Source organism: Kluyvera intermedia (assembly GCF_034424175.1).
GTDB classification, from domain to species: domain Bacteria; phylum Pseudomonadota; class Gammaproteobacteria; order Enterobacterales; family Enterobacteriaceae; genus Kluyvera; species Kluyvera intermedia.
This window is the reverse complement of record NZ_CP139986.1, coordinates 4,308,306-4,331,848: the sequence shown is the minus strand read 5'-3', so window position 1 is coordinate 4,331,848 and position 23,543 is coordinate 4,308,306. Positions and strand designations below refer to the sequence as shown.

The following is a 23,543-nucleotide window of genomic DNA, read 5'->3' as shown; positions in this document are numbered from 1 at the left end:
GAAGTAGTGTGACGTTTGGGTTAACGGAACATGACTGGGCGATGAATAATTGGCGGGGTTTCGATGACAAGACGGGAGGCCGTGCCTCCCGTGGGATTAGAGCGTTGGCTCCTGCTGTTTGACGACGTTAATCATCCACGGCACGCCGTACCGGTCGACCACGCGACCAAAGCCGTGCGCCCAGAAGGTTTCCTGCCAGGGCATCTCCACCTTGCCGTTGGCAGCAAGGTTATCGAACCACCGTTTGCCTTCTTTGACGTCCTGGGTGTCGAGCACCAGGGTGAAACCGGTGTAGTGGAGGTCATTTTTTGAGACGGAATCGCTCATCATGATGTCGCTGCCGGCAATCGACACGTTGGCGTGGGCGATAGCGCTGTCGGGGAATTTGAGGCCGGACGGGCAGCCACCTTCATCATCCATGGCGGAGGGGGGCATTTCGCCGAAGGTCATTTTGTAGCGTAGCTCCGCGCCCAACGCCTGTTGGTAGTAGGCGATAGCGTCGGCGCAGTTGCCGGAAAAAGCGAGATACGGACTTAATGGCATGATCGTTACCTCAGGTAAGGATAGCCCAGTAAGTGTAGTGCGAGTTGGTTCAGGGGGCGAAGCGGGGCGGGGGGATTGCCGGATGGCGATGCTGCGCATCTTATCCGGCCTACAACGAACTGTGCACCCTGTAGGCCGGATAAGCTAAGCGCCATCCGGCAATACAGTACCGCACAGAAATCAGTTCTTTTTCACAAACTCAGATTTCAGCTTCATCTGGCCGAAACCGTCGATTTTGCAATCGATGTTGTGATCGCCTTCCACCAGACGGATATTCTTCACTTTGGTGCCGATTTTCAGCATTGAAGAGCTGCCTTTGACCTTCAGGTCTTTAATCACGGTCACGCTGTCGCCATCGACCAGCAGGTTGCCGTTGGCATCTTTGACAATCAGCTCGTCACTGTCGGCTGCGGGTTCAGCATCATTCCACTCGTGTGCGCATTCCGGGCAGATAAACATGCCGTTGTCTTCATAGGTGTATTCGGAGTTGCATTGTGGGCAATGGGGTAATGACATGGGATATCCTTAAAAGTGCAGTGCGAAAGGCAAGGGCCTGTAAAACGGCAAATCGCCGAAAATGGCCCTAATGATACAACAAAACCCTGCATTTGTCGGTGTTATCCGGAGTTTGGTTGACGAATGGTCAGAAAACGAGGGGATGTTTTCCCCTCTCCCTTGCAGGGGGAGGGCCGGGGTGAGGGTACAGCGTGCATATCTCCCCTCACCCTAACCCTCTCCCCATAGGGGCGAGGGGACAGATTAGTGATGCGCGGGCTGTTGAGCGCTTTCTGTTTTATTTTCAGCTGATTGCGGCTTGCCGTAACGTTTGGCGTACAGCGCGGTAATAATCGGCACCAGAATCGCCGTAACAATCACGCTGGCGGCAACCAATGCCGTGGCTGACGCGGCAACTGGGGCGAATGACGGGTTAATCTGCGCAATAATCACCGGGTTCGCCACGGCAGCACCGGCGGCGGAGGAGGCAGCAACACCAGCGGTACCATTACCGCCACCAATCACGCGGTCGGCGATAATCAGTGGGATACCGGTGATGATGATCACCGCCACGCCCAGTACGATACCCAGCAGGCCGGTGTCGAGGATGACGTTCAGATTAATCGTGTTACCCAGCGCGAAACCGAAGAACGGAATCAGCACCGGCGTAGCTTTGCTGAAGAAAGAACGCAGGTCGTGGTCGAGGTTGCCCAGCGCAAAACCAATCAGGAATGGCAGCACGGCACCAATAAAGTGGTGCGGCTCAAACGATGCCAGGCCTGCGGAACCGAGGATAACCATGGTCATCAGCGGGCCAGATTCCAGAGACATCAGCACGAACGCACCAGACTCTTCTTTAGTGCCGTATTGATTCATCAGGCTGGCATACAGCCCACCGTTGGTCATATCCATCGCAGAAACGATAGCCAGAACCGACAGCCCGGCAAAGAATCCGGTCTGGATCCCGGTGTCTGGAATAAACATCGCAGCAATCATTGCCACGACCCACGCCACCGCAATTTTGGTCAGTACCAGTGCGCCAGATTTGCGTAATACCGTACCGGTGGCACGTAAATCAATGGATGCCCCAATACAGAAGAACCAGACCGCCAGAATAGGGACTGTTCCGCCAATCATACCTTTGGTGAAAGAACCAAAATATTCGCCAGTGCTCGGTGCAAAGGTATTTAAAATTGCCCCTAACAATAACGGGATAAGCATCATCCCACCCGGGATTCGTTCCATTGTTGCTTTAATCTTCATGTTGCATCCTCGCTTCTCATCACCGTAAGGTGATGGAAGAGGTTAAGTATAATAATTTCAGCTTATTAGCTTGCTATCATCTGGTGTTGGTATCCCAGTTATCACCCGGTTGAGGGCGGCGTTTACTGGCATCTTTAACGCGGTTTCGGACGCTATAATGCATTTACTGGAATGCTGATTCAATGAAAATAAAACGACGTTTTAGATATATAGATCACATATTTCATAAGTGGAATCTGAACTCTGATGAGAAATAAAAAAGCTGTGAAAAAAATGTGAAAAATTCTGAAAAGTGTTTTGTATTAATTGATTAATAAATAGACAGCGCTGGTAAGGTGTTGTGGGGATAGAAAATTTATATCTGTGGAAAAATGTGAGGGAATTATTTCGCGGTAGTGGCAGGGGGTAATTCTTTTGTTAAGTTGATCACAATAAAAATCGCTGTTAGGGTAAATAGGATTATCCCTCAAGCGGTCATTTTCGAGGGTTGCCTTTTTAACTAATACGCCAGCAGGCTCAACAGGTTTGGTTGTCTGGAAATACATACTCCAACAAAGACATGCAAACCTGCTACGCTTGAATAAACGGAAACAGGATCACCAAAGGTCCTATACGCACTCTAGCAAACACGGTGTCGTTTGCAGCCACTGGGTGTGCGTTCAAGGCGAAATTGAACGAGGAAAACCATGCTTAAAAGGAAAAAAGTAAAACCGATCACGATTCGTGACGTCACTATTATTGACGATGCCAAGCTACGCAAAGCCATCACCGCAGCCTCGCTGGGGAACGCGATGGAGTGGTTTGACTTCGGTGTTTATGGGTTTGTTGCTTATGCATTAGGTAAAGTCTTCTTCCCGGACGCTGACCCAAGCGTGCAGATGATTGCCGCACTGGGTACCTTCTCCGTCCCATTCCTGATTCGCCCACTGGGTGGATTGTTCTTCGGGATGCTCGGGGATAAATACGGCCGTCAGAAGATCTTGTCCATCACCATTATCATTATGTCGATCAGTACATTCTGTATCGGCCTTATTCCTTCGTATGCCACGATTGGTATCTGGGCACCTATCCTGCTGCTGCTGTGTAAAATGGCACAGGGCTTCTCGGTAGGTGGGGAATATACCGGGGCATCTATCTTCGTTGCCGAATATTCACCTGACCGTAAACGTGGGTTTATGGGTAGCTGGCTGGACTTCGGTTCCATTGCCGGTTTTGTGATGGGTGCGGGGCTGGTTGTACTGCTTTCCACCGTCGTGGGTGAAGCGAACTTCCTTGAGTGGGGCTGGCGTATTCCGTTCTTCGTCGCGTTGCCGCTGGGGATCATTGGTCTTTACCTGCGCCATGCGCTAGAAGAGACTCCGGCGTTCCAGCAGCACGTTGAGAAGCTTGAACAGGGCGATCGTGAGGGCTTGCAGGAAGGACCAAAGGTTTCGTTTAAAGAGATTGCGACTAAACACTGGCGCAGCCTGCTGGCGTGTATCGGCCTGGTTATCTCAACCAACGTTACCTACTACATGCTGTTGACCTACATGCCGAGCTACCTGTCGCATAACCTGCACTACTCGGAAGACCACGGCGTGTTGATTATTATCGCCATCATGATCGGTATGCTGTTTGTTCAGCCGGTAATGGGGCTGCTGAGTGACCGTTTTGGTCGCCGTCCGTTTATCGTTGTCGGTAGTGTGGCATTGCTGGTGTTCTCGATTCCGGCCTTTATCCTGATTAACAGCAACTCTATCGGCCTGATTTTCTCCGGTCTGCTGCTGTTGGCGGTAATTCTGAACTGTTTCACCGGGGTAATGGCCTCGTCGTTACCGGCGATGTTCCCGACCCACATCCGCTACAGTGCGTTGGCGAGTGCGTTTAACATCTCGGTACTGGTTGCCGGTCTGACGCCAACGTTAGCCGCGTGGCTGGTGGAAACGACGCAGGATCTGATGATGCCAGCGTACTACCTGATGGTGGTTGCGGTGATTGGTCTGATTACCGGTGTGACGATGAAAGAGACCGCTAACCGACCGCTGAAAGGCGCGACGCCTGCGGCATCGGATATGGCTGAAGCGAAAGAGATCCTCCAGGAGCACCATGACCACATCGAGCATAAGATTGAAGACCTCGATGAGGAGATTGCCGTGTTGCAGGAGAAACGTTCTCAGTTGGTGATGCAGCATCCGAAAATTAATGATTAAGGTGTGAATGTGGCACCGAGTGGCCCCGGGGGCGGCGTTTCACGCCTTGCCCGGGCTACCAAAACAACCCGTATTCCACATCTGAAATGTAGCCCGGCCAAGCGCAGCGCCGCCGGGACGCACCACGAACCAACAAAAAAACCGGTGAACATCACCGGGTTTTTGTCTTTACCGCTCGCGAAACGCTTCCGCTTTCGCCCGGAGAATTGGCTTCAGAAATGTAGCCCGGCCAAGCGCAGCGCCGCCGGGACGTACCCCGCACCAACAAGAAACCCGGTGAGTGTCACCGGGTTTTTGTCTTTACCGCTCGCGAAACGCTTCCGCTTTCGCCCGGAGAATTGGCTTCAGTAGATAAGCCAGAATCGTTTTCTTACCGGTAATAATATCCACCGAGGCCACCATGCCCGGAATAATAATCAGCGGTTTTGCATCGCTGCCGAGGTGGTTTTTATCAGTACGCAGACGAATCACGTAGAAGCTTTTGCCTTCTTTATCCGTCACCGTATCCGGGCTTATCTGCACAAGCTTTGCCTTCAGACCGCCGTAGATGGTGTAATCGTAGGCGGTAAACTTGACCATGGCCTCAAGGCCCGGACGCAGGAAGGCAATATCCTGAGGGCGGATTTTCGCCTCAATCAGCAGCGTGTCGTCTAGCGGCACGATTTCAACCAAATCGCTCCCCGGTTGAATGACGCCGCCGATGGTGTTGACCATCATCTGCTGCACGACACCGCGCACCGGCGAGGTGACCAAGGTACGGTTCACCCGATCATCAATCGCCTTGCCTGAGGCTTCTATTTTACTGAGATCGGTACGAGCCTCATTCAACTGCGTTAACGCCTCGCTACGATAGCGCCCACGCGGTTCAGCAACCTTACTCTCAATCTCCTTAATCGCCGCCTGCGCTCTTGGCACCGCCAGGGTGACAGATTCCAGCTGCCCACGGGTTTCCACCTCAGAACGGCGCAGACGCAGCACCTCGACGCGGGAAATAGCCCCTTTGGCGACCAGCGGCTCGGACATGCCGATCTCTTGCTGCAACAGCCCCAGGCTTCGACGGTACTGTTCGGCCTTCGCCTGATAGTCCAGCAGATCCTGTTTCTTCTGCACCAGTTGCTCATTAAGCCCGGACAGTTCGCTTTGAATACGCTTGTTGATGCTGGTAAACAGCTCCACTTCACCGTTGGCGATATCCGGCACTTTTTCCATAATATCTGCAGACAGCGTCAGCGTTTCTTTATCGGCAAGCTGAGCGGTCAGGCGCTGAACGCGCGCTTTCAACTCCAGCCGGTCGGCCTCGGACTCGCCCGCATTGGAACGAAAACGGGTGTCATCCAGGCGCAGCAGCGGTGCACCAGCCTTAACCACCTCGCCTTCTTGCACAAACACTTCCGCGACGATGCCGCCTTCCAGGTTCTGGATTTTTTGCAGACGTGAAGAGGGAATTGCCTTGCCATCACCGCGCGTCACTTCATCAATCTCAGCAAGCGATGCCCAGGCAATCATGACGATAAAGAAGCCCAGTATGACCCACAGCGTAATACGCACCACGCGCGGTGAGTCATCGATAAGCGCCTTATTGACCTCATTGGCCGTCAGCGTAGCGCCGTTTTTGTCGCCGAAAAGCCATTGCATCAGGCGATTGAGTTTAGCGTTGCGCATGAATTTGTCCTTTTTTCAGGGCGGCCATGACGCTTTCTTTTGCACCGTCAGCGATGATTTTACCGTTATCGAGAATAATCAGACGGTCAACCAGCGTGAGCAGTGATGCCCGGTGGGTGACCAGAAGCAGCGTTTTATTGCTGACTATCGGCGTCAGCGCTTTCTTAATCAGATCTTCACTGGTGTTATCCATGGAGCTGGTCGGCTCGTCCATCAGCAGGATTGGTGGGTCGAGTAGCAGCGCGCGGGCGAGGGCGACGGCTTGACGCTGCCCGCCGGAGAGATTCATCCCGCGTTCACCGACCTGCATGTTATAGCCGGAAGGATGGCGACGAGCGAACTCATGTACGCCCGCGATGGTTGCCGCGCGAATCATGGTTTCATCATCGGCATAGCCTGCGCCGGTTAACAGATTGTCGCGCAGTGTGCCGCTGAACAGATGGATGTCCTGCGGTGCATAGCCGATATTATGGCGCACATCATTGACGTCGAGCTGGCGGGCATCAATGCCGTCTATCAGGATAGTCCCGCTGTCCGGCTGATAAAAACCAACCAACAGTTTCGCCAGTGAGCTTTTTCCTGAGCCGCTCCTGCCGATAATCCCCACTTTCTCGCCCGGTTCAATTTTCAAGGACACACCGTTAAGCGAAAGATACTGGTTTTGCGGATAACGGAAGGAGACATCACGAAACTCAATCGCCCCGGACAGCGTTTCGCGCTTAAGCGGCACCTCACCTTCCTGGACTTCTTGTTCGAGATCCATCATCCGGTCGATAGTGGCCTTGGTCATTTTGGCGCGCTGATAGCGGGTGATGAGGCTACAGAACTGGCCAATCGGCATGACGGCGCGGCGGCTAAGCAAGTAACAGGCAATCAGCCCGCCCATGCTGAGATTACCGGCGATAATGCTGTAAACCCCGGCGACAATGAGGGCAACACCGCCAATTTGCTGGATCCAGGCGGTAAAGTTTACTGCGACGTATGAGAGTGATTTTACCCGCATCTCAAGCTTGCTGAGCTGGCCGATAATCTGCTCCCACTGATACTGGCGCTCGCTTTGGGCGTTATTGACCTTAATGGCATCCAGCCCGGTCACGGTTTCCACCAGCATGGCCTGGCGCTCGGTGGCCAGACGATAGGTCTTATGGACCTGGGTCATCAACGGCTTCTGGATAACCCAGTTAACCAGCAGGGCAATGGGGTAGCAGAGCAGGGGGATAAAGGCTAGCGGGCCGCCGATGATGGCAATCACCAGCAGAATGAGTAGGGTGAACGGAAAATCGATAAGCGTGGTCAGGGTCAGCGAGGAGAGAAACTCGCGCACCGACTGATACTCCTGGAAGTTCTGCGCAAAGCCGCCCACCCGGTCGGGGCGCACCTTCATTTTCATGCCCAGCAGGCGCTCAAACAGCGCGGCAGAAACGATAAGATCGGTCTTTTTCCCTGCTAAATCGAGGCATATGCCGCGTAATACCTTCAAGATGAGGTCAAAAATAAACGCGACGCTGATCCCGATAGCCAACACCCACAACGTTGAAGTCGCCTGGTTTGGCACCACTCGGTCGTAAACGTTCATCACGAACAGCGGCGTGGCGATAGCAATAATATTAATGATAAAGCTGGCGACCACCGAGTCGAGATAGAGAAATTTGGACAGCTTCAAGGTGTCTTTAAACCAGGAGCGGGTGCGTGGAATCGCCGCCGTTGGCTGGTTGTCAAAGGCGTGCTCAGGCTGAATGAAAATTGCCTTATCGCTGTAGTTTTCCGCCAGCGCTTCGCGGGTGAGCACAATTTCTCCCCCTTCCGTTTCGGTCGGCAGCAGACGTGCACGTTGCTGGTCATCCCAGCCTATCAGTACCGCGGCTTGATCGTTTTTAAGCAGCACGATGGCGGGTAGCGACAGTGGTGAGATTTTTTCCAGCGGCCGTTGCAGAACACGCGCTTTCAGGCCCGCACGCTGTGCGGCGCGCGGAAAGGCGCTGAGGGTAAGCAGGTGGGCTTGCAGGGGAAGCCCGGCGGTTAATACATTACGGCTGGTGATGATGTTGTGCAATTTGCAGACTATCATCAGCGCGTCGAGCAGGGGATCATCGTGGTCCTGGCGCGGATCGTGCCTGACCGAATCATCCGTTGCGGAGATCGTTTGCTCAAGTGAATCAGTAGTAGACGCCATAGTCAGACCTTATAAACCAGCGATAAAAATCGCCCAGGCTAAAACAGACAAAAGGTTATCTCACCGAATGATGAGATAACCAAGAGGCCTAAAATTTTACTGCAGTTCAGGTAATTCGCTATTCGCGGTTTGCGGCATGTCTACCGGTTGTGCCGCTGAAGGAGCCTGAATATTCAGCTGTTTTAACAGATCGCCAATACGCGCGTTAATGCGGTAGGTGGTGAACATTTCCGTAAATTGCATTTCGACGTAACGGCGCTGTGCGTTGAACACTTCGTTTTCACTGTCCAGCATGTCCAGCAAGCTACGCTCGCCGATGCTGAACTGTTCCTGGTACGCGGTGCGCACTACGGCGCTGCGGTCGGCATAGTCTTTCGCAATGGGCACCTGTTGTTTGGCATTCTGCCAGGCGTTCCATGACAGACGTAGCTCCTCATCCAACTGACGCAGAGCGTTGCGTTTCACGTCCTGAGCCTCCTGCATTTTATAGGCATAAGAGGACAGTTGTGCCTGGTCGCTGCCGCCGTTGAAGACGTTATAGTTCATTCTGACCATCGCCTGCCACTCCTGATCGTGACCGCGTGTACCGTCGACGTTGTTATCCATTCTGCGACCAACATCCACATCGACGCTAGGATAAAAACGTGACTTCGCCGCCTCATATTGCTGGCGAGTGGCGTCGACATCCGAGTCTGCTTGCTTCAGCAGCGGGCTGTTATCCAGCATCAGCGTGCGCGCTTGCGCCTGAGACGCGGGGATTTTAGTGGTCATCGGCATCGAGAGGCCATCTGCCTCTTTTCCGACGACGCTGTAGTAGTTCGCCTGCGCGTCTTCCAGATTTGTTTGCTCAGTCAGCAGGTTATTTTTGGCCTGAGCCAGACGCGCCTGGGCTTGCTCATAGTCCGCCGTGCGCCCTACACCCTCTTCAGTACGCAGGCGGATCTGGTCGAAAATACGCTCGTGACTTTTCAGGTTATCCTGCGCCAGTTTCACCATACGCTGGCGCATCAGGACATCCAGGTAGCTTTGAATCGCGGTCAGGGCCGTCACTTCGCTGGTGTTCATCACCGTGTAAGCGCGGGAGTTCACCGTCGCTTTTTGGCGAGCGACTTCGCTGGTGGTGGCAAAACCGTTAAATACGTTCTGACGCAGATTAATACTCGACTCGCTGCGGTGCAGATTTCGGCGGTGATCGTCAGCAGCACGGGTGCTGGCGTTATCGGTCTGCTCCCAACCGGTACCTGCGGAGAGATCTAAGCTGGGTAAATAGCCCCCTTTGGCCGCCCGTAAATCCTGATCGGCAGAATAACGGCTGTTGACCGAAGCGCTGACCTGCGGATGCCACAGCAAACTGTCTTTTACCGCCTGTTCTAAAGTGGCTGCGCTCGCGATGTTGGTAAACAGCAGTGGTAAAGAGAGGCTTGTTAATACCCGAATTGGTTTATTCATTGTGTAGACCTTCCCATAGATCCATTTCCCTGACTCGTGGTGTCATCCGCCAGAGGCAATGTCGTTAGACAAAAAAGAAAATTATCGGCATGGCCCTAACTGCACCATGGCATCGTAAATCACCGTCGCCGGCTTTTGAGCCGATCTACAACGTTTTGCCGTTCTTACCGGTGTACGTTGCAGGGTCAGCTTTTACTGACCCTATGCATTACACCTCGCTGTCAGGCTGCGCGATTAAATGGTCCAGCTCAGCCGCGCCGTGGGCGTTCCAGTCCTCAGCGCTATCCGCCGGAACATCCTGCACGTGACCAACGGCCTGCGTATTATCCGTTGCATCCGCGACTTGTATTAGCGAGCTGAGATCTTTTGCGCCATCGTCATGGATAATATCGCTGAGGTTAATCACGTTTTCCGTGTTCATTTCGGCGCTTTCCGCCGGGGCAGATTTTTCAGCTACCGACGCTTCGCTCTGCGCCGCGTCGGTGTCGTTTAGCTGTGTATCAATATCGCCCAGCAGCAGGTTAAGCGACGTTTCCGGATTTTCGTTCGTTGACTGTACGGCAGAAGTATCAGAGTCAACGGTGCTTAAATCGAGATCCTCATGGTCAATCAGCAGGCTGGCATTATCCTGGCTGGTCGATGGGTCATCGTTTGTCAGATTGTCTGACCCGTGATCCGTTGCGCTGGCATTTTCGGCCAGGTCAGAGGTCGCGGTATTCTCTGTTTGAGCAGCCGAGTCTGTGTTGTCGGTATGTTCACTCGCGCTATTGTCCGTAAGCTCGCTGTCCGAATGATTCTCGGCTGAGGTTGTCATGTCGGCGTGCTCGGTGGTGTCCGTGTGCGCCACCGCGTCATGATGTTCTTCGTCCAGCGCTTCGGCTGAGTAGGTATGGGCGCTCTCACTAACGGGAATGGAATGCTCGCCGCTGTTGGCATCAATATCACCAGACGTATGCTGCGAGCCTCCGACCTCCGTCGAGATATCGACGGTAATTGAACCTGGGTTGGTGACCTCGGTTAGTGATGTCAGCGTCAGGTGCGCGTTAAGGTCGGCGCTATCCTGTACATCGATGACCACATTACCGTGGGCGTCGACGGTGTAGTTAACGCCTTGATAACTCAGGTTTGATCCCACAGGAAGGCCGCCCAGCGAGATGGAGGTGATATGATCACCATCAGCGCCGCCCTCAAGGTTAGCGTCGATATTGAGATCATAATGCCAGCTGGTCTTAACGTCATGATCGCCCTGATTAAGCCCTTCTTCGCCTTTACCGGAGATAACGTCTGATACCCGGTTATTGCCACCGTAGGTTTTATTGCCAATCGTGACGTTGACGCTTTCGTAATAGTTAATGCTGTTGTTGATGTTTGCCGAGCCTGCCGACGAACTCCAGGCCGACGCGCCCGCAACGAAGATATAGTCGTGCGCGCTGCTCGTGGTGGATTCCCGGTTGCCGTTCACCGCGTTCATGGCGTGCTGTGTATTATCGCCCTGGGTGTAAGTACTGCCTTCGTGCAGCACGAAAATATCGCTCTTACCCGCAGTGCCGCTGGCATTCCCCTGGGTGTAATAGTGAATATTGGCGGCAGGGATATCGCTGGAAACATACTTCCCAACATCGCCCTTAGAAACCCAGAGCACCACGTTTTCACCCACGGATGTGATCATCCCGTTGCTATCAACATCGAAACCGTTGCCGCTGGGATCTTTACTGCCGCCGTTTACTTCAGAGACTTTTGTACCGGTTGAGGCGGTGAAGTCGATGTTTAGGGTGATGTCGGCGTCGGAATCTGCGTCTGCATCGGCGTCGGCATCTGCATCGGCGTCAGCATCCGCGTCGGCATCTGCATCGGCATCCGCGTCGGCATCTGCATCGGCGTCAGCATCGGCATCTGCATCGGCGTCAGCATCCGCGTCGGAATCTGCGTCTGCATCGGCGTCAGCATCCGCGTCGGAATCTGCGTCAGCATCCGCGTCGGAATCTGCGTCAGCATCCGCGTCCGCGTCGGCATCTGCATCCGCGTCGGAATCGGCATCCGCATCGGCGTCTGCGTCGGAATCTGCGTCGGAATCTGCGTCAGCATCGGCGTCTGCATCCGCGTCAGCATCGGAATCGGCATCCGCATCGGCGTCCGCGTCGGAATCGGCATCTGCGTCGGAATCTGCATCGGCGTCCGCGTCAGCATCCGCATCGGCATCTGCATCGGCGTCTGCGTCGGCGTCGGAATCCGCGTCGGAATCTGCATCCGCATCGGCATCTGCGTCGGAATCTGCATCGGCATCTGCGTCAGCATCGGCATCGGCATCCGCGTCTGCGTCGGAATCTGCATCTGCATCTGCATCAGCATCAGCATCGGAATCTGCGTCGGCGTCTGAATCCGCATCCGCGTCAGCATCCGCATCGGCATCCGCGTCGGAATCTGCATCCGCATCGGCGTCCGCGTCGGAATCTGCGTCCGCGTCGGAATCTGCATCGGAATCTGCGTCAGCATCGGAATCCGCGTCGGCATCAGCATCCGCGTCGGAATCTGCATCCGCATCGGCGTCTGCGTCGGAATCTGCATCCGCATCGGCGTCTGCGTCGGAATCTGCATCCGCGTCGGCATCTGCGTCGGAATCTGCATCGGCATCTGCGTCGGAATCTGCATCGGCATCTGCGTCAGCATCGGCGTCTGCGTCGGAATCTGCATCAGCATCCGCATCTGCATCAGCATCTGCATCGGCGTCAGCATCGGCATCTGAATCCGCGTCGGCATCCGCATCTGCGTCTGCGTCGGCGTCTGCATCGGAATCAGCATCCGCATCTGCGTCGGAATCGGCGTCAGCATCGGCGTCCGCGTCGGAATCCGCATCAGCATCTGCGTCTGAATCCGCATCCGCGTCTGAATCCGCATCAGCATCTGCGTCGGAATCAGCATCTGCGTCGGAATCTGCATCTGCGTCGGAATCTGCATCGGCGTCCGCATCGGCATCCGCATCCGCATCCGCATCCGCATCCGCATCAGCGTCCGCATCAGCGTCCGCGTCTGCATCGGAATCCGCATCTGCATCCGCGTCCGCGTCTGCATCCGCATCGGAATCTGCGTCCGCATCGGCATCTGCGTCAGCATCGGCATCTGCGTCAGCATCGGCATCTGCGTCAGCATCGGCATCTGCGTCCGCGTCTGCATCGGCGTCTGCATCGGAATCTGCATCCGCGTCTGCATCCGCGTCCGCGTCTGCGTCTGCATCCGCGTCGGCATCGGCGTCCGCGTCGGAATCTGCATCCGCATCCGCATCTGCATCGGCGTCAGCATCGGAATCTGCATCGGCGTCAGCATCGGCATCTGAATCCGCGTCGGCATCCGCATCTGCGTCTGCGTCTGCATCGGAATCCGCATCAGCATCAGCATCTGCATCTGCATCTGCATCTGCATCCGCGTCCGAATCGGAATCAGCATCCGCATCTGCGTCGGAATCGGCGTCCGCGTCGGAATCCGCATCCGCGTCTGCGTCTGAATCCGCATCTGCATCTGCATCCGCATCTGCGTCGGAATCTGCATCCGCATCCGCATCCGCATCGGCGTCCGCGTCTGCGTCTGCATCCGCGTCGGAATCGGCGTCCGCATCAGAATCGGCGTCGGCGTCCGCATCTGAATCCGCATCTGCATCAGCGTCCGCGTCGGAATCGGCGTCCGCATCGGCATCGGCATCAGCGTCGGCATCCGCATCTGCATCCGCATCGGAATCGGCGTCCGCATCAGCATCGGCGTCCCCATCATCACGCGAATTATCCGCGTCCGCGTTATTCAGAATCGTGAGTTCTTCCGCTACCGGGGTATCGGGGAAGTCCAGACCTTGGGTGGGGTAGCCAGCGGTGGGATCGACAATCTCGCCAGTCAGGTCGAGGATAACGTGCGTGTGCGCGCCACCAGCGCCGGGTTCGCCGCTCCCGGTTGGGGATTGCGGGCCAGCGGCGGTGGCTTCCAGAAGTTGTGTTGGATCCTGACCGTCGGCTATCGCTTGCTGAATGGCAGCAATATCCGTTTGATCCGTAGAAGAGGGGGTTGGTGAGAGATTATGCTCGCCTTCCCAGTGGCTATCGCGCCCGAGATCGAACGTTTTCCCATTCGAGAGTGTCAGGGTGACGGCGCCGTTTGCGCCTGTCTCAATCTGCTCGCCAGTCTGGATTTTGTCGCCCTCTACCAATAAACGGCGACTCCCGTCAGGCGCAATGGCAAAAACCTGCCCAATGATGGTTTTTATTGTTCCGGCTATACCGCTCATATGACACTCCCCACGGTGTTTGCAGTTCTTCCTTAACTGCAAAATCACAAATAAAAGATTGCATCTATTGTTGATCTATTCGATGTAATTCAGTTGGATAGATTAATTTGACTTATATTTTCACTGAAAAACATCAGCAATATGCAATATTTATAACCTCTTACGAGGTTATTACGGAGGAGGAATATATTCTTTGATTTTAATGTGGTTTCAATCTAAATGTCTTGTGAAATATTGGTAGGGAGAGAGGAATTAAAAAAGCATGGTTAGGGAGCTAATGATATTTCAGGCGTACTATTTTACGCCTGAAATAGTTAATAATACGAATGATTAGATGAGTCTTTCATCATCATCGCCAATAAGTCCTTCCAGACCGCTGAGCGTTTGACGTGCCTGGGCGCGGTTCAACAGTTTATTTTGCGCGGCTGGTGGCAGGTCAGTAATACTGATGACGCCCTTACTCATCAGGACTTCAATAAGGTCTTCCAGCACACGAACCATGTCCAGATCGCTCTGCTGGAGCTGCTGTAATGTCGCGGCGCGGATGCCTTCCACTTTAATTCATTCGCTGATTTCTGGCGTTAAATTCTCGCTTCTTTCCGTCATGCCGCTGAATTCAACGGCTTCAACCCGCACGATCCGTCCTTCACCATCGCGTTCGATAAAATGCATGGTTGCTCTCCTGAGATTTATTGTATGCCCGCCATACTTCACGTTGCAGGTCTAATGACAGCAGCGCAAATTATTTAGGATCTAGCGTGCTGGCGTCGCTGAAATAACGCCCCATTGCACCGTACAGACCTATTTTTTCCAGTACCGCTAGCTCACCCTCTGTTTCCACACGTTCGGCGATAAGCGGCAGGTTGATCTGCCGTGTCGCCCAGTAGATGGCTTCGATAAATAGCTTTTTATCGTCTTCTTCGTCAATACGATGAATGTACCCACCGTCCACTTTGATCCAGGCAAGCCCCCACTGAGGCAGGTTACCAATGAGATGGAAGCGGCCCCCGAAGTGCTGGATGCCGAGGCCACAGCCGAGATCCTGCAACTTTTTCACCAGCACGCTAACGCGTTCCGGATCGGGCAGTTCGTTTTCGTCGAGTTCAAGCGTCAATCTTGAGGTTAGGTGGCGCGCGGATTTAAGCGGCTGGAGCAGGGCATTGAGGCTCTCATCGTCCGCCACGCTCTCCCCGCTGATACTCAGCGCAAAGGCGTGAGTGGTACTTTCCATCGCGCGGAGCGTCTGCTTTAACATCACCACATCCATACGTCGGCCTAGCGCCAGACGGCGAACCCACGGAATAAAGCGGCCCGCTGGAATAATCTCGCCATCCTCGGTTTTAATACGCGCCAGAATTTTTCGGTGTAAAACAATATGTTGATCATTGCATTGATAAACGGGTTGGGAATATAGCTCGAACGCTTCTTTATCCAGAATGGCGCTCAGACGCTGATGCCAGTGATGATGGTCTTCATCCGGCGCCAGTTTTTCGACGTTTTCAGGATCGACAAAGGTACGCATATCGGCTTCAGCGGCAACCAGAATCTGGTCTGCCTGTCGCAGGATTGTCTGTGGTGAATCGCCAAAGCGGAAGGAGATCTCAGCAAAGTGCGCTACCGGATTCACGTCGCTTAATCCCGTTTCGTACAACGCTTTGAGCTGGGTATTGAGGGCGCTCGCAAAACTCTCCATTTCAGTGGCTAACACTGGCGCGGTGATGATGGCGAACTCGCCGCCGCGTATGCGGGCGACAAAGCCTTCACTGTGGAAGAAACGCTGTTGTAGGTTGTTGAGAATATCAGTGACGGACTTCAGCAGTTTATCGGTATTCGCGCCGCCTAAACGTTGGTTAAGCCCCATCAGGTCCTGTACACGAAGCAGTATCAGATTGCCGTCGGCATGGTCTTCATCACTCAGTTTGGTGAGGAGTTTCATGTCGAATGCGCGGCGGTTGTTCAGGCCAGTCAGACTGTCGTTATAGGCCTCTTGACGCAGGCTTTCGGTGCGTTTTGCCTGTTCGCTGAACAGCGCTTTTAACTGAGTGACCATCATGTTGGTCGCTTCCACCACTCGGCGAAGTTCTGGCGTTTTAGGCAGCGCTGGCAGACTCAGGAACTCGCGGCGGCTGATAGCCATCGCCTGTTCAACGATATAATTGAGCGGGCGAAGACGATGACGCAACAGAAGCATCGCCCCAAGGATGCACAGAGCGCTACAGCCGGTCAGCCACAGGAAACTGGCGACGAGACTTTCCCACAGGCGCGTTAGCGCAAACATCGGGTGGCTTATCACTTCAACGCGAGCGGCCTGTGTCCAACCGCGCATCACCATGGCTTCACCCTGGCCTGGGTTTAGCTGCACCATACGGGCAAACCAGCCGGGGACGTTGGCGCTTGGTGGCACGTTTTGCCGTTCAATAATCGGCTTACCGCTTTTGATATCAATGACCCGAATGCGATAGAAATAACCGCTGTCGAAAATGGAGTTCACCATCAACTCAGTCATCACCGGATCGTCAATATTTGCGGTCAGAGAAAGACCGAGTGCCGTGGCGGCATCCTGGGCATGGGCGCTCAGCTGGTTATGATATTGCTCGCGTGAGCTTTCCAGTGTGGCAAAAAAATTGCCGCAGAAAATCGTCAGCGTAAACAGGCAGATGCCAATCAGTAGCTGTTTATAAAGTGACATGTCTGCTTCCTATTCATTAATTACAAATCCTTCTGCACGCATCCTGGTGAGAAGATCCTGCCAACGGGAGAGTTTGGTACTGTCGCCTACGCGCTTGCTGCCGCTGGCCTGCGGGATCCATAACCCTTCTCCGTTGAAGGAATAAACGGGAAGCAGATCGCTGCGCGCGGTAGCGGGTAATATGGCGGGCTTGAGATTATCCAGAACCAGCGGAATTGCATCTGGGGTCGCGTACCACGTCACAACCATATGTGCCTGATTTAATTGTAATGCTTTAACGTAGGTAATTCTTAATTGGCTGGCAGGAACGCCCAATTCTCGTAGGGTAAAATATTTTGCCAACGCATAGTCTTCACAATCGCCCGCGCCTTTACGCAGTGCTTCCACTGGCGTTGCCCAATAATCTTGTTGTCCCCACACCGTAATATCATCAACGAAGCGTATCCGCGAATTAAAAAACTGATTTACGATGTTTAGCTTATTTCGAATATTGCCTTGGGGAGGGTGTTTAAGCAACGTTTCCCAGGCGTCGATATTGCGCTGGGCAGTCGGGGTCGCCGGGCCATAAAGCCGCTGGGTACGCGAATTGATGGTATTAAAATCCCAGCCTGCCCCTAAATCCGGAGGAACAAGTAACAGCAGCGCCAAAAAAAACGGCAGCCAGCGTTCGCGGGAAAAGAAATCCCGGACGTGGTGTCGTTGAAAGAGGATAAACCCCAACGTATTACACCGTGTCGCCATGTGAATGACGCCAGTGTTTGCGGTAAGCAACATAGCCGGAAAGGTAGTGTTCTACATCATCGATTCGTACCCGGAAGCTGTGGTGACGAATGAAAAAACTGCCGACGATGCGTGGCGGGTTTTTGAAAAACATCGCCAGTTCCGGCCAGAAAAAACCGTTAGCAAGATAGCGAGCACGCGACTCTAGCGCCCAATCGAATTTCGCCATATCGAAATCATCCAGCAAGTGGCGATGCTCTGAGTCGGCCAGACGTGCCAGCATCCGTGACGCCGCCATCATCAGCTCCAGCAGGGTTGGGTAAGTGGTTACCCGTTCGATAACAAAGTCGAGGTGATCGCGCACATTATCGAGGCCAAACTGGTAGTAGCGCAGTTCAGGACGATAGAGCGTTAATTCGTTGACGCAGTAACTTAGCCAGTGATCGTGCGCCTGCCAGTGTTTTTGGGCGATGAAATGTTCCATGGCACGTTCGACGATGGCCAGCCAGCGCGGCGTTTGGGTCAGTCCGTACAGGCGCATGAGCGCAAAGGCCGCTTCCCCATCGTAATAAATAATACGGTGTTCGGCTTTGAGCGACAGATCGGCGGCGTGCAGCACATGATTGAATCCGCCGGTCTCCGGTTTTTGCATGAACCCGATACCGTTGGCCAGCCGTTCCATCTGTGACAGATAACGCGTATCGCCGGTCAGCTCGGTATATTTGGTCATTGCCAGGATGCAGACCGCGTTCCCGCCAAGTTTAATTTCACCGCCGGTATCGACAAGGAAGTCTGCGTCGCTGCCATCTGGCAAAGTGCGGGTTTCAATCAGTGACGTTGAGAGGTCGTGCAGCGCCCGTTCAATGGCGGCAAACTGTGATTTATCTTGTGTGATCTCCCAGCCTTCCAGCAGCGCATAGGTGGAGCTGGCATGGCGCAGGGTGTTGTAGGTTGGAATAGCCCGGTCAAAGCAGGGGAACCAGCCATAGTCGTAGCGCCCTGAGGCCTGCACCTGGCGCGCCAGATAGTCGCTGGCGGAGAAGATCATCGGTTCGAGCGCCTCTTCCTGCCAATGGTTCAGGCGGCGGTAACCGGCATTACGTCCGCTAAATTCAATGGGATAGACCTGATCGCCATCGCAAACCAGGCTGCGGGTGGTGAAGCGCCAGATAAGCTGTTCTGCGCTTTCGGGCCACTGCAATGTTGTAGCAAAACGCCAGTGTGCGTAATGTGCCAGGTTGGTGGCATTGGGCGTAGCGACGCCTTCATTGCCGTCATACAGCAGCGCATTGGCGTTAATTTCTTGTTCGAGGATAGCGTGCTGGAAATCGGGAGTAAAACTCAGACCAAAGCGGAAGTAATTACGCTTGGTTTGCGCCAGTTTTTCCTGCAAGCGATCCCAACGTAGGGTCTGAATTTTATCGACCAGATCGACGCGCAGCCAAACGGGAGCAGTAGTTTGTTGGCTTTCCCAGCGCTGTAAATCGTTGGCCGCCGCCAGCCAGGCTTCGTCCAGCGTTTGGCCGCAGGCGTAAGTGGTAAAGGCGCGTTCCTGACCATTGCTTGCGCTCAGAAAAAGAATAAATCCCGGGAAGGGAGCAGGTTGCGTGGCAATACCAAGCTGTTCGACCTGTGGCCGGGTCTGCGCAAGTAAATGACTCAGTGACATTTATTCTCCTTGTTGCGCCAGTCAATCCTTGTACAACATTTTATCGGGCCAGAATAACACCATGTCCGGCGCTTTGTGTATTCTGTCGAAAATGTTTATTCAACGTTGAACTGGAGTGGAACGTGCGTAAACGGATCGCTGTTTTTATATTATGTCTCAGTATTTCCTTATCCGCATGGGCATCGCCGCCGCTTCTCTGGAATCAACCAGCGGTTGAAGCACAGTGCCCGCTTCAGCAGCAGGCGCTGTGGGTGAATTATGCGGGTGGAAACGCCTGTATTCGCTATTTCTCCGCGGGCCATCTTACCTCGGCGAAAAATGTGGTGGTGGTGCTATCCGGCGACCGGGATACGCTGATGCGTCGTGACCCCGCAGACATTCCTAATAATACGGTTGAGGCACTCAATCTTCAGGCGCAAAAACTCTCTGAAAAGATAGGCTTACCGGTCATTATCCTGGCGCGTCCGGGCACTTATGGTTCCAGCGGTAATCATGCGAAGCGGCGTCAGCGTGCGGAGTTTATGGCGGTTGACGCGGCATTAACGAGCTTACGTGAGCGCTACGGGATGCAGAATTTTATTCTCAGCGGCCATAGCGGCGGCGCGACGGCGGCAGCGGCAATATTAACGTTGGGACGTCAGGATATTCGCTGCGCGATTTTGACCTCAGGTGCGTATGGGCTTTTGGAAAGAGCTGAACGCTTACGGGTTATTCGTGGTGAAAAAAGCCAGCGCGATAAAGATATTAATGGCCTGGCCAATCCTTACGATCCCCTCGAACATATAAGTGGAATAGTGGCCGACCCCAAGCGCCATATACTGATTATCGGTAATTTACAGGATCGCGTGACGCCATTTGATTTGCAGGTGAAATTCGCCACCGCATTACGTGCAAAAGGGCACTGGGTGTCCTTAATTGAATGGCCCGCGGTCGCCCCCCAGTTTCATCAGTTAAAATCCAGCCCATTGCGACAAAATTTACAGCAATGTGAATTATGATTTGAATACACCCCATTTGAAGTCTCCCTTTCAAGGAAGCTGACATGCACAAACAGGTACAGGGATGGCAAGCCGATGAGCTGGCCCAACTGTTAAATGGCCGCTGGAGCGTGCTGCCGCAAGAGGGCTGGTTTGCGGATGATATCGCTTTAAAAACGTTTGATCTCAAACAGCCTGGCCGTCGTTATCTGTTGGTCGCTATTGATGCTGATACCTGGCATAAAGGGTCGGGTAACTCGGGCATTTATGCCGGCTGGAAAGACACACACGAGACGCTCAAGCGTCATCATGAGAAATTCTGCGGGGCTATCGTGCAACGATTTATCCCCGAGCTGCCGCCGGAATTTCCGCAACTGGTGGTCGAGAATTCTTACGATGTGCTGAATATCCTGGCCGATGAAGCGCGTGCCCGTATGCATGGCAAAGTGGTTGCGGTGACCGGCACGGTCGGCAAATCCTCCACCAAAGATTTGCTGAATATGCTGCTGAGTGAGGAAGGGGCGGTGATTGCCACCCGAGGCAACCACAATACCCGTACCGGGACAGCGGTGAGCCTGGCACGCTGCATTACCAACCCTGATTATGTTGCGCTGGAGGTGGCGATTTCGGCACTGTGGATGGAGTCCGGCGGTGTGGGTTCGCGTATTAAGGCCGACGTTGCCATCATCACCGAAATTGGCCTGACGCAGATAAGCCACTACGTCAAAGGCTTACGCGACACCGCGCGCTTTAAATCCCGCCTGTGCCGGGGCATGAAACCGGAAGGCTACGCGGTGCTCAACCGGGACATGGCGGAATACGACTATGTTCGCCAGAAGGTGGAGGGGTATGGCGCTACGGTGCTGACCTACGGCTTTCATCCAGATGCGGACATTCCCATTACCGCTTATGAAGCGGATACCCACGGTTCGGATATCACCGTCAATCTCAGGGGCACATCGCTCACCTATCGCCTGAATGTTCCAGGCCGGGGCATGGCAGGGAATTCGGTGGCCGTTCTGGCCGCACTTCATCTGCTGGGCGTTGACACCGGTCAGGCGGCTAACCGGATGGCATATTTCCGTAATGTGGCGAAAAAGCTGCAAGCCGAAACGCTGCGCCTGCCGACGGGCGGCGCGGTCACGTTGATTGATGACAACTATAACGCCGCATTTATCTCGATGAAAAACGGGCTGGAGGTGGCGGCGCTCTATCCGCGCGGTGAAAACCAGCGGCGCATTGCGGTGCTGGGAAGGCTGGCAACGCTTGGCGAGCTGGCGCAGGTTAGCCATGAGGCGCTGGCAGAGCCGATTCTGGCGGCGGGGTTTGATAAGGTGTATTTGCACGGCGAAGAGATGCTGGCGCTTAAGAATAAGCTTCCGGCACACATCGTTGGCGGCTATTTTACCGACGTCGACTTAATGTCAGAAACGGTGCTGGGCGAGCTGCGTGATGGTGATGTGGTGCTGGTTAAAGGCAGCGTGAGCGACTCTGATTTCCACCTCATCATTGGCAAAATGAAAGACCATGCAAAAGCGACGGTGGTGTCGTTAGGCGACGACTCTGCCACGCTGCTCGTGAATCTTAACGATGGCAGCGTGCTGCGCGCGAATCATCACTACAAGACCTTTAATCCGCGTCATTTGAGCCATCTCTTGCTAAGCACGGCGCTGGCCTCCGGTATTCTGGCCAGAACGTATCGCCTGAGCGATGTGGTATCGGTGAAAACCGTGCCCGATAATGTGCTTTCGCAAGGCCCGGCGCTCGGGCTGCAGGACGGGCAATGTTTCAGTGTGAAATCACTGGTGCAGGGGATGCTTATCAGCAACGCCCGCGACGCCGCCATGAATCTCGCCAGCCTGCTTTCTACCCCGTCCTCCGATCCGTTAGCGGTTTTAGCGGCGGTGATGGATAAAGCTGGGATGCAAAAGACACATATCAATAACCTGGCGGGCCGCACCCAGCAGGGGCAGCGAACGACGCTTGAAGATGTGGCGTCATTGATTCGCTATTTTTATCAGACGTATCCCCACTTTTTGCACTGGTTCGCCGATTTTGAACAGGATATCGGCGGCGTTCTGCATCAAAAACTCAATAATATTCAGTCTGACGGCCGCGCTAGCTATAGCTTCGCTTCTGGCGGTTCACCGTGCTGGGGATTTGCTATCCAACGTCGGGATAACGCGCTCTTACTGGCCTGTGCCGCAGGTGCTAGCGATGCTTTCCAACTGGATTATTTGCTGGATGGGCTGCTGGCCCCAGACGCGGAAGACGTTGTCGCGCCCGTCCCGCAAGCCTTGAATGAACCGTCGACCATCACGCTGGTGGGGGATACCTATTATGGCGAGTGGTACAGCGCGCAGCGCGCCAGACGTGGGGTGGATGATGCGCTGATGCGCTACGGATACGACTACTCGTTCCAGGGCATAGCACCACTGCTCAAGGGCAGCGATTACACCATCGCCAACTTTGAAGCGGCATTGAGCATTGAGAACGAAAACGGCTTGCAGGGGCGTAAACCGTTTTGCCTGACGGGCTCCCCGCTGCGGTCGGTTGCGGCGCTTAAAAAAGTGGGCATTGATGCGGTGGCGCTGGGCAATAATCACGTGATGGATGCCGGTATTTCAGGTGTTGAGAGCACGCTTTCGGCCCTGAAACAAGGGGGGATTGCCAGTTTTGGCGCCGGGCTGAACGCCCAGCAGGCAGAGGCGCCGCTGGTGTTTACGCTGGGCGGGAGAACCTTTAAGTTCTACAGCGCCTACTGGTATCGCCGCTATATGGAGCAAGATTGCGCCTTCTATGCCTTACCGCGCCGCGCGGGAGCGGCTTGCCTGAGCGGGGGCTTAATTGAACAATTACGCGCGGACAAAGCTGCCTCCCCGTCAATCACCAGCGTGGTACTGGCCCATTGGGGGCAGGATTACCGCTGGACGCTGCCGATGCAAAGGCAGCTGGCAAGACGGTTGACGCTGGCGGGGGCCGATCTGATTATTGGCTCTGGCCCACATATGCTGGGTGAATTTGAACGACTTGGCGATAGCTGGGTGGCCTACAGTATTGGCAACGGTGTGTTCAACAGCAACGGCGAGTACCGGCAGCGCGGCGTGCCGCCGTTTAGTTTTATCGTCCGCTTGTTGCTAGGCGGTGTACAGCCGCAGCTTCAGCTTCATCCCATCTACACGCAAAACCCGGAAACTTTCTGGCAGCCAAGGCCGGTTACGAACGATGAGTTTGAACAGGCGATCGCCGCCCTTAAAACTCAGGGCGTGACCTTTACTGATGACGGCGCGAGGATTGAAACGCTGGCTGAAGGGCGTCGGGTGATTATCTTGCCGCTGCCCGCTCAGTTTGGTTCCTGCCTGTAGACCCGGTAAGTGCAGCGCTATCGGGCAACGCGGGCTTGATTGCCGGATGGCGGCGTAAACGCCTTATCCGGCTGCGATGTTG

At 54.4% G+C, this 23,543-nt stretch carries 14 protein-coding genes and 2 pseudogenes; 3 read left to right on the top strand and 13 right to left on the bottom strand.

Annotated elements, in window-relative coordinates; translation table 11 throughout:
- Window positions 1-96: 96 nt before the first annotated feature.
- The 3 genes from yjdN to kdgT form a co-directional block, all read right to left on the bottom strand.
- A complete protein-coding gene (yjdN, locus tag U0026_RS20840; protein ID WP_062779013.1) occupies window positions 97-543 on the bottom strand; it encodes a VOC family metalloprotein YjdN in 447 nt (148 codons plus the stop codon).
- Between the two features lie 180 nt (window positions 544-723).
- The gene (locus U0026_RS20835; protein WP_062779015.1) at window positions 724-1,059 is read right to left on the bottom strand and encodes a zinc ribbon domain-containing protein YjdM; all 336 of its coding nucleotides are present in this window, start codon (window positions 1,057-1,059) and stop codon (window positions 724-726) included.
- A 243-nt stretch (window positions 1,060-1,302) separates the two neighbouring features.
- Window positions 1,303-2,301, bottom strand: a complete 999-nt coding sequence (gene kdgT, locus U0026_RS20830; RefSeq protein ID WP_062779017.1) for a 2-keto-3-deoxygluconate transporter — start codon at window positions 2,299-2,301, stop codon at window positions 1,303-1,305.
- A gap of 686 nt (window positions 2,302-2,987) precedes the next feature.
- On the opposite strand from kdgT, the gene proP reads away from it, so the two are divergent.
- Window positions 2,988-4,490 carry a glycine betaine/L-proline transporter ProP gene (proP, locus tag U0026_RS20825; RefSeq protein WP_062779019.1) on the top strand — a complete coding sequence of 501 codons (1,503 nt, stop codon included), beginning with the start codon at window positions 2,988-2,990 and terminating at the stop codon, window positions 4,488-4,490.
- A gap of 300 nt (window positions 4,491-4,790) precedes the next feature.
- Here the strand turns inward: proP and U0026_RS20820 are convergent, their stop codons facing one another.
- From U0026_RS20820 to U0026_RS20775, 10 genes and pseudogenes are all read right to left on the bottom strand, one after another.
- Window positions 4,791-6,152, bottom strand: coding sequence for an HlyD family type I secretion periplasmic adaptor subunit (locus U0026_RS20820; RefSeq protein WP_062779026.1), 1,362 nt, complete (start codon window positions 6,150-6,152; stop codon window positions 4,791-4,793).
- Complete coding sequence (locus tag U0026_RS20815; protein ID WP_062779029.1) at window positions 6,139-8,325, bottom strand: type I secretion system permease/ATPase; 2,187 nt, start codon at window positions 8,323-8,325, stop codon at window positions 6,139-6,141. The genes U0026_RS20820 and U0026_RS20815 overlap by 14 nt, the downstream gene beginning before the upstream one ends.
- Window positions 8,326-8,421: 96 nt before the next feature.
- The gene (locus U0026_RS20810) at window positions 8,422-9,774 is read right to left on the bottom strand and encodes a TolC family outer membrane protein (protein ID WP_062779032.1); all 1,353 of its coding nucleotides are present in this window, start codon (window positions 9,772-9,774) and stop codon (window positions 8,422-8,424) included.
- Window positions 9,775-9,982: 208 nt separating this feature from the next.
- A complete protein-coding gene (locus tag U0026_RS20805) occupies window positions 9,983-11,443 on the bottom strand; it encodes a hypothetical protein (protein ID WP_169802392.1) in 1,461 nt (486 codons plus the stop codon).
- Window positions 11,444-11,541: 98 nt separating this feature from the next.
- Complete coding sequence (locus tag U0026_RS20800; protein ID WP_241973916.1) at window positions 11,542-13,539, bottom strand: YML083C domain-containing protein; 1,998 nt, start codon at window positions 13,537-13,539, stop codon at window positions 11,542-11,544.
- A 130-nt stretch (window positions 13,540-13,669) separates the two neighbouring features.
- A pseudogene (locus tag U0026_RS22815) lies at window positions 13,670-14,041 on the bottom strand (retention module-containing protein); the annotation flags it as partial.
- Between the two features lie 330 nt (window positions 14,042-14,371).
- Window positions 14,372-14,602 (bottom strand): hypothetical protein, encoded by a 231-nt coding sequence (locus tag U0026_RS20790; RefSeq protein WP_241974036.1) that lies wholly within the window; start codon window positions 14,600-14,602, stop codon window positions 14,372-14,374.
- A gap of 181 nt (window positions 14,603-14,783) precedes the next feature.
- Window positions 14,784-16,730 carry a cyclic di-GMP receptor LapD gene (gene lapD, locus U0026_RS20785; RefSeq protein WP_062779034.1) on the bottom strand — a complete coding sequence of 649 codons (1,947 nt, stop codon included), beginning with the start codon at window positions 16,728-16,730 and terminating at the stop codon, window positions 14,784-14,786.
- Between the two features lie 9 nt (window positions 16,731-16,739).
- Window positions 16,740-17,441 (bottom strand): cysteine protease LapG, encoded by a 702-nt coding sequence (gene lapG / locus U0026_RS20780; RefSeq protein WP_373859611.1) that lies wholly within the window; start codon window positions 17,439-17,441, stop codon window positions 16,740-16,742.
- A gap of 43 nt (window positions 17,442-17,484) precedes the next feature.
- A pseudogene (locus U0026_RS20775) lies at window positions 17,485-19,119 on the bottom strand (Mur ligase); the annotation flags it as partial.
- A 122-nt stretch (window positions 19,120-19,241) separates the two neighbouring features.
- Between U0026_RS20775 and U0026_RS20770 the strand changes: the two are divergent.
- Both U0026_RS20770 and U0026_RS20765 read left to right on the top strand, forming a co-directional pair.
- The gene (locus U0026_RS20770) at window positions 19,242-20,117 is read left to right on the top strand and encodes an alpha/beta hydrolase family protein (RefSeq protein ID WP_073971232.1); all 876 of its coding nucleotides are present in this window, start codon (window positions 19,242-19,244) and stop codon (window positions 20,115-20,117) included.
- Window positions 20,118-20,161: 44 nt separating this feature from the next.
- Complete coding sequence (locus tag U0026_RS20765; RefSeq protein WP_062779043.1) at window positions 20,162-23,461, top strand: CapA family protein; 3,300 nt, start codon at window positions 20,162-20,164, stop codon at window positions 23,459-23,461.
- Window positions 23,462-23,543 lie beyond the last annotated feature (82 nt).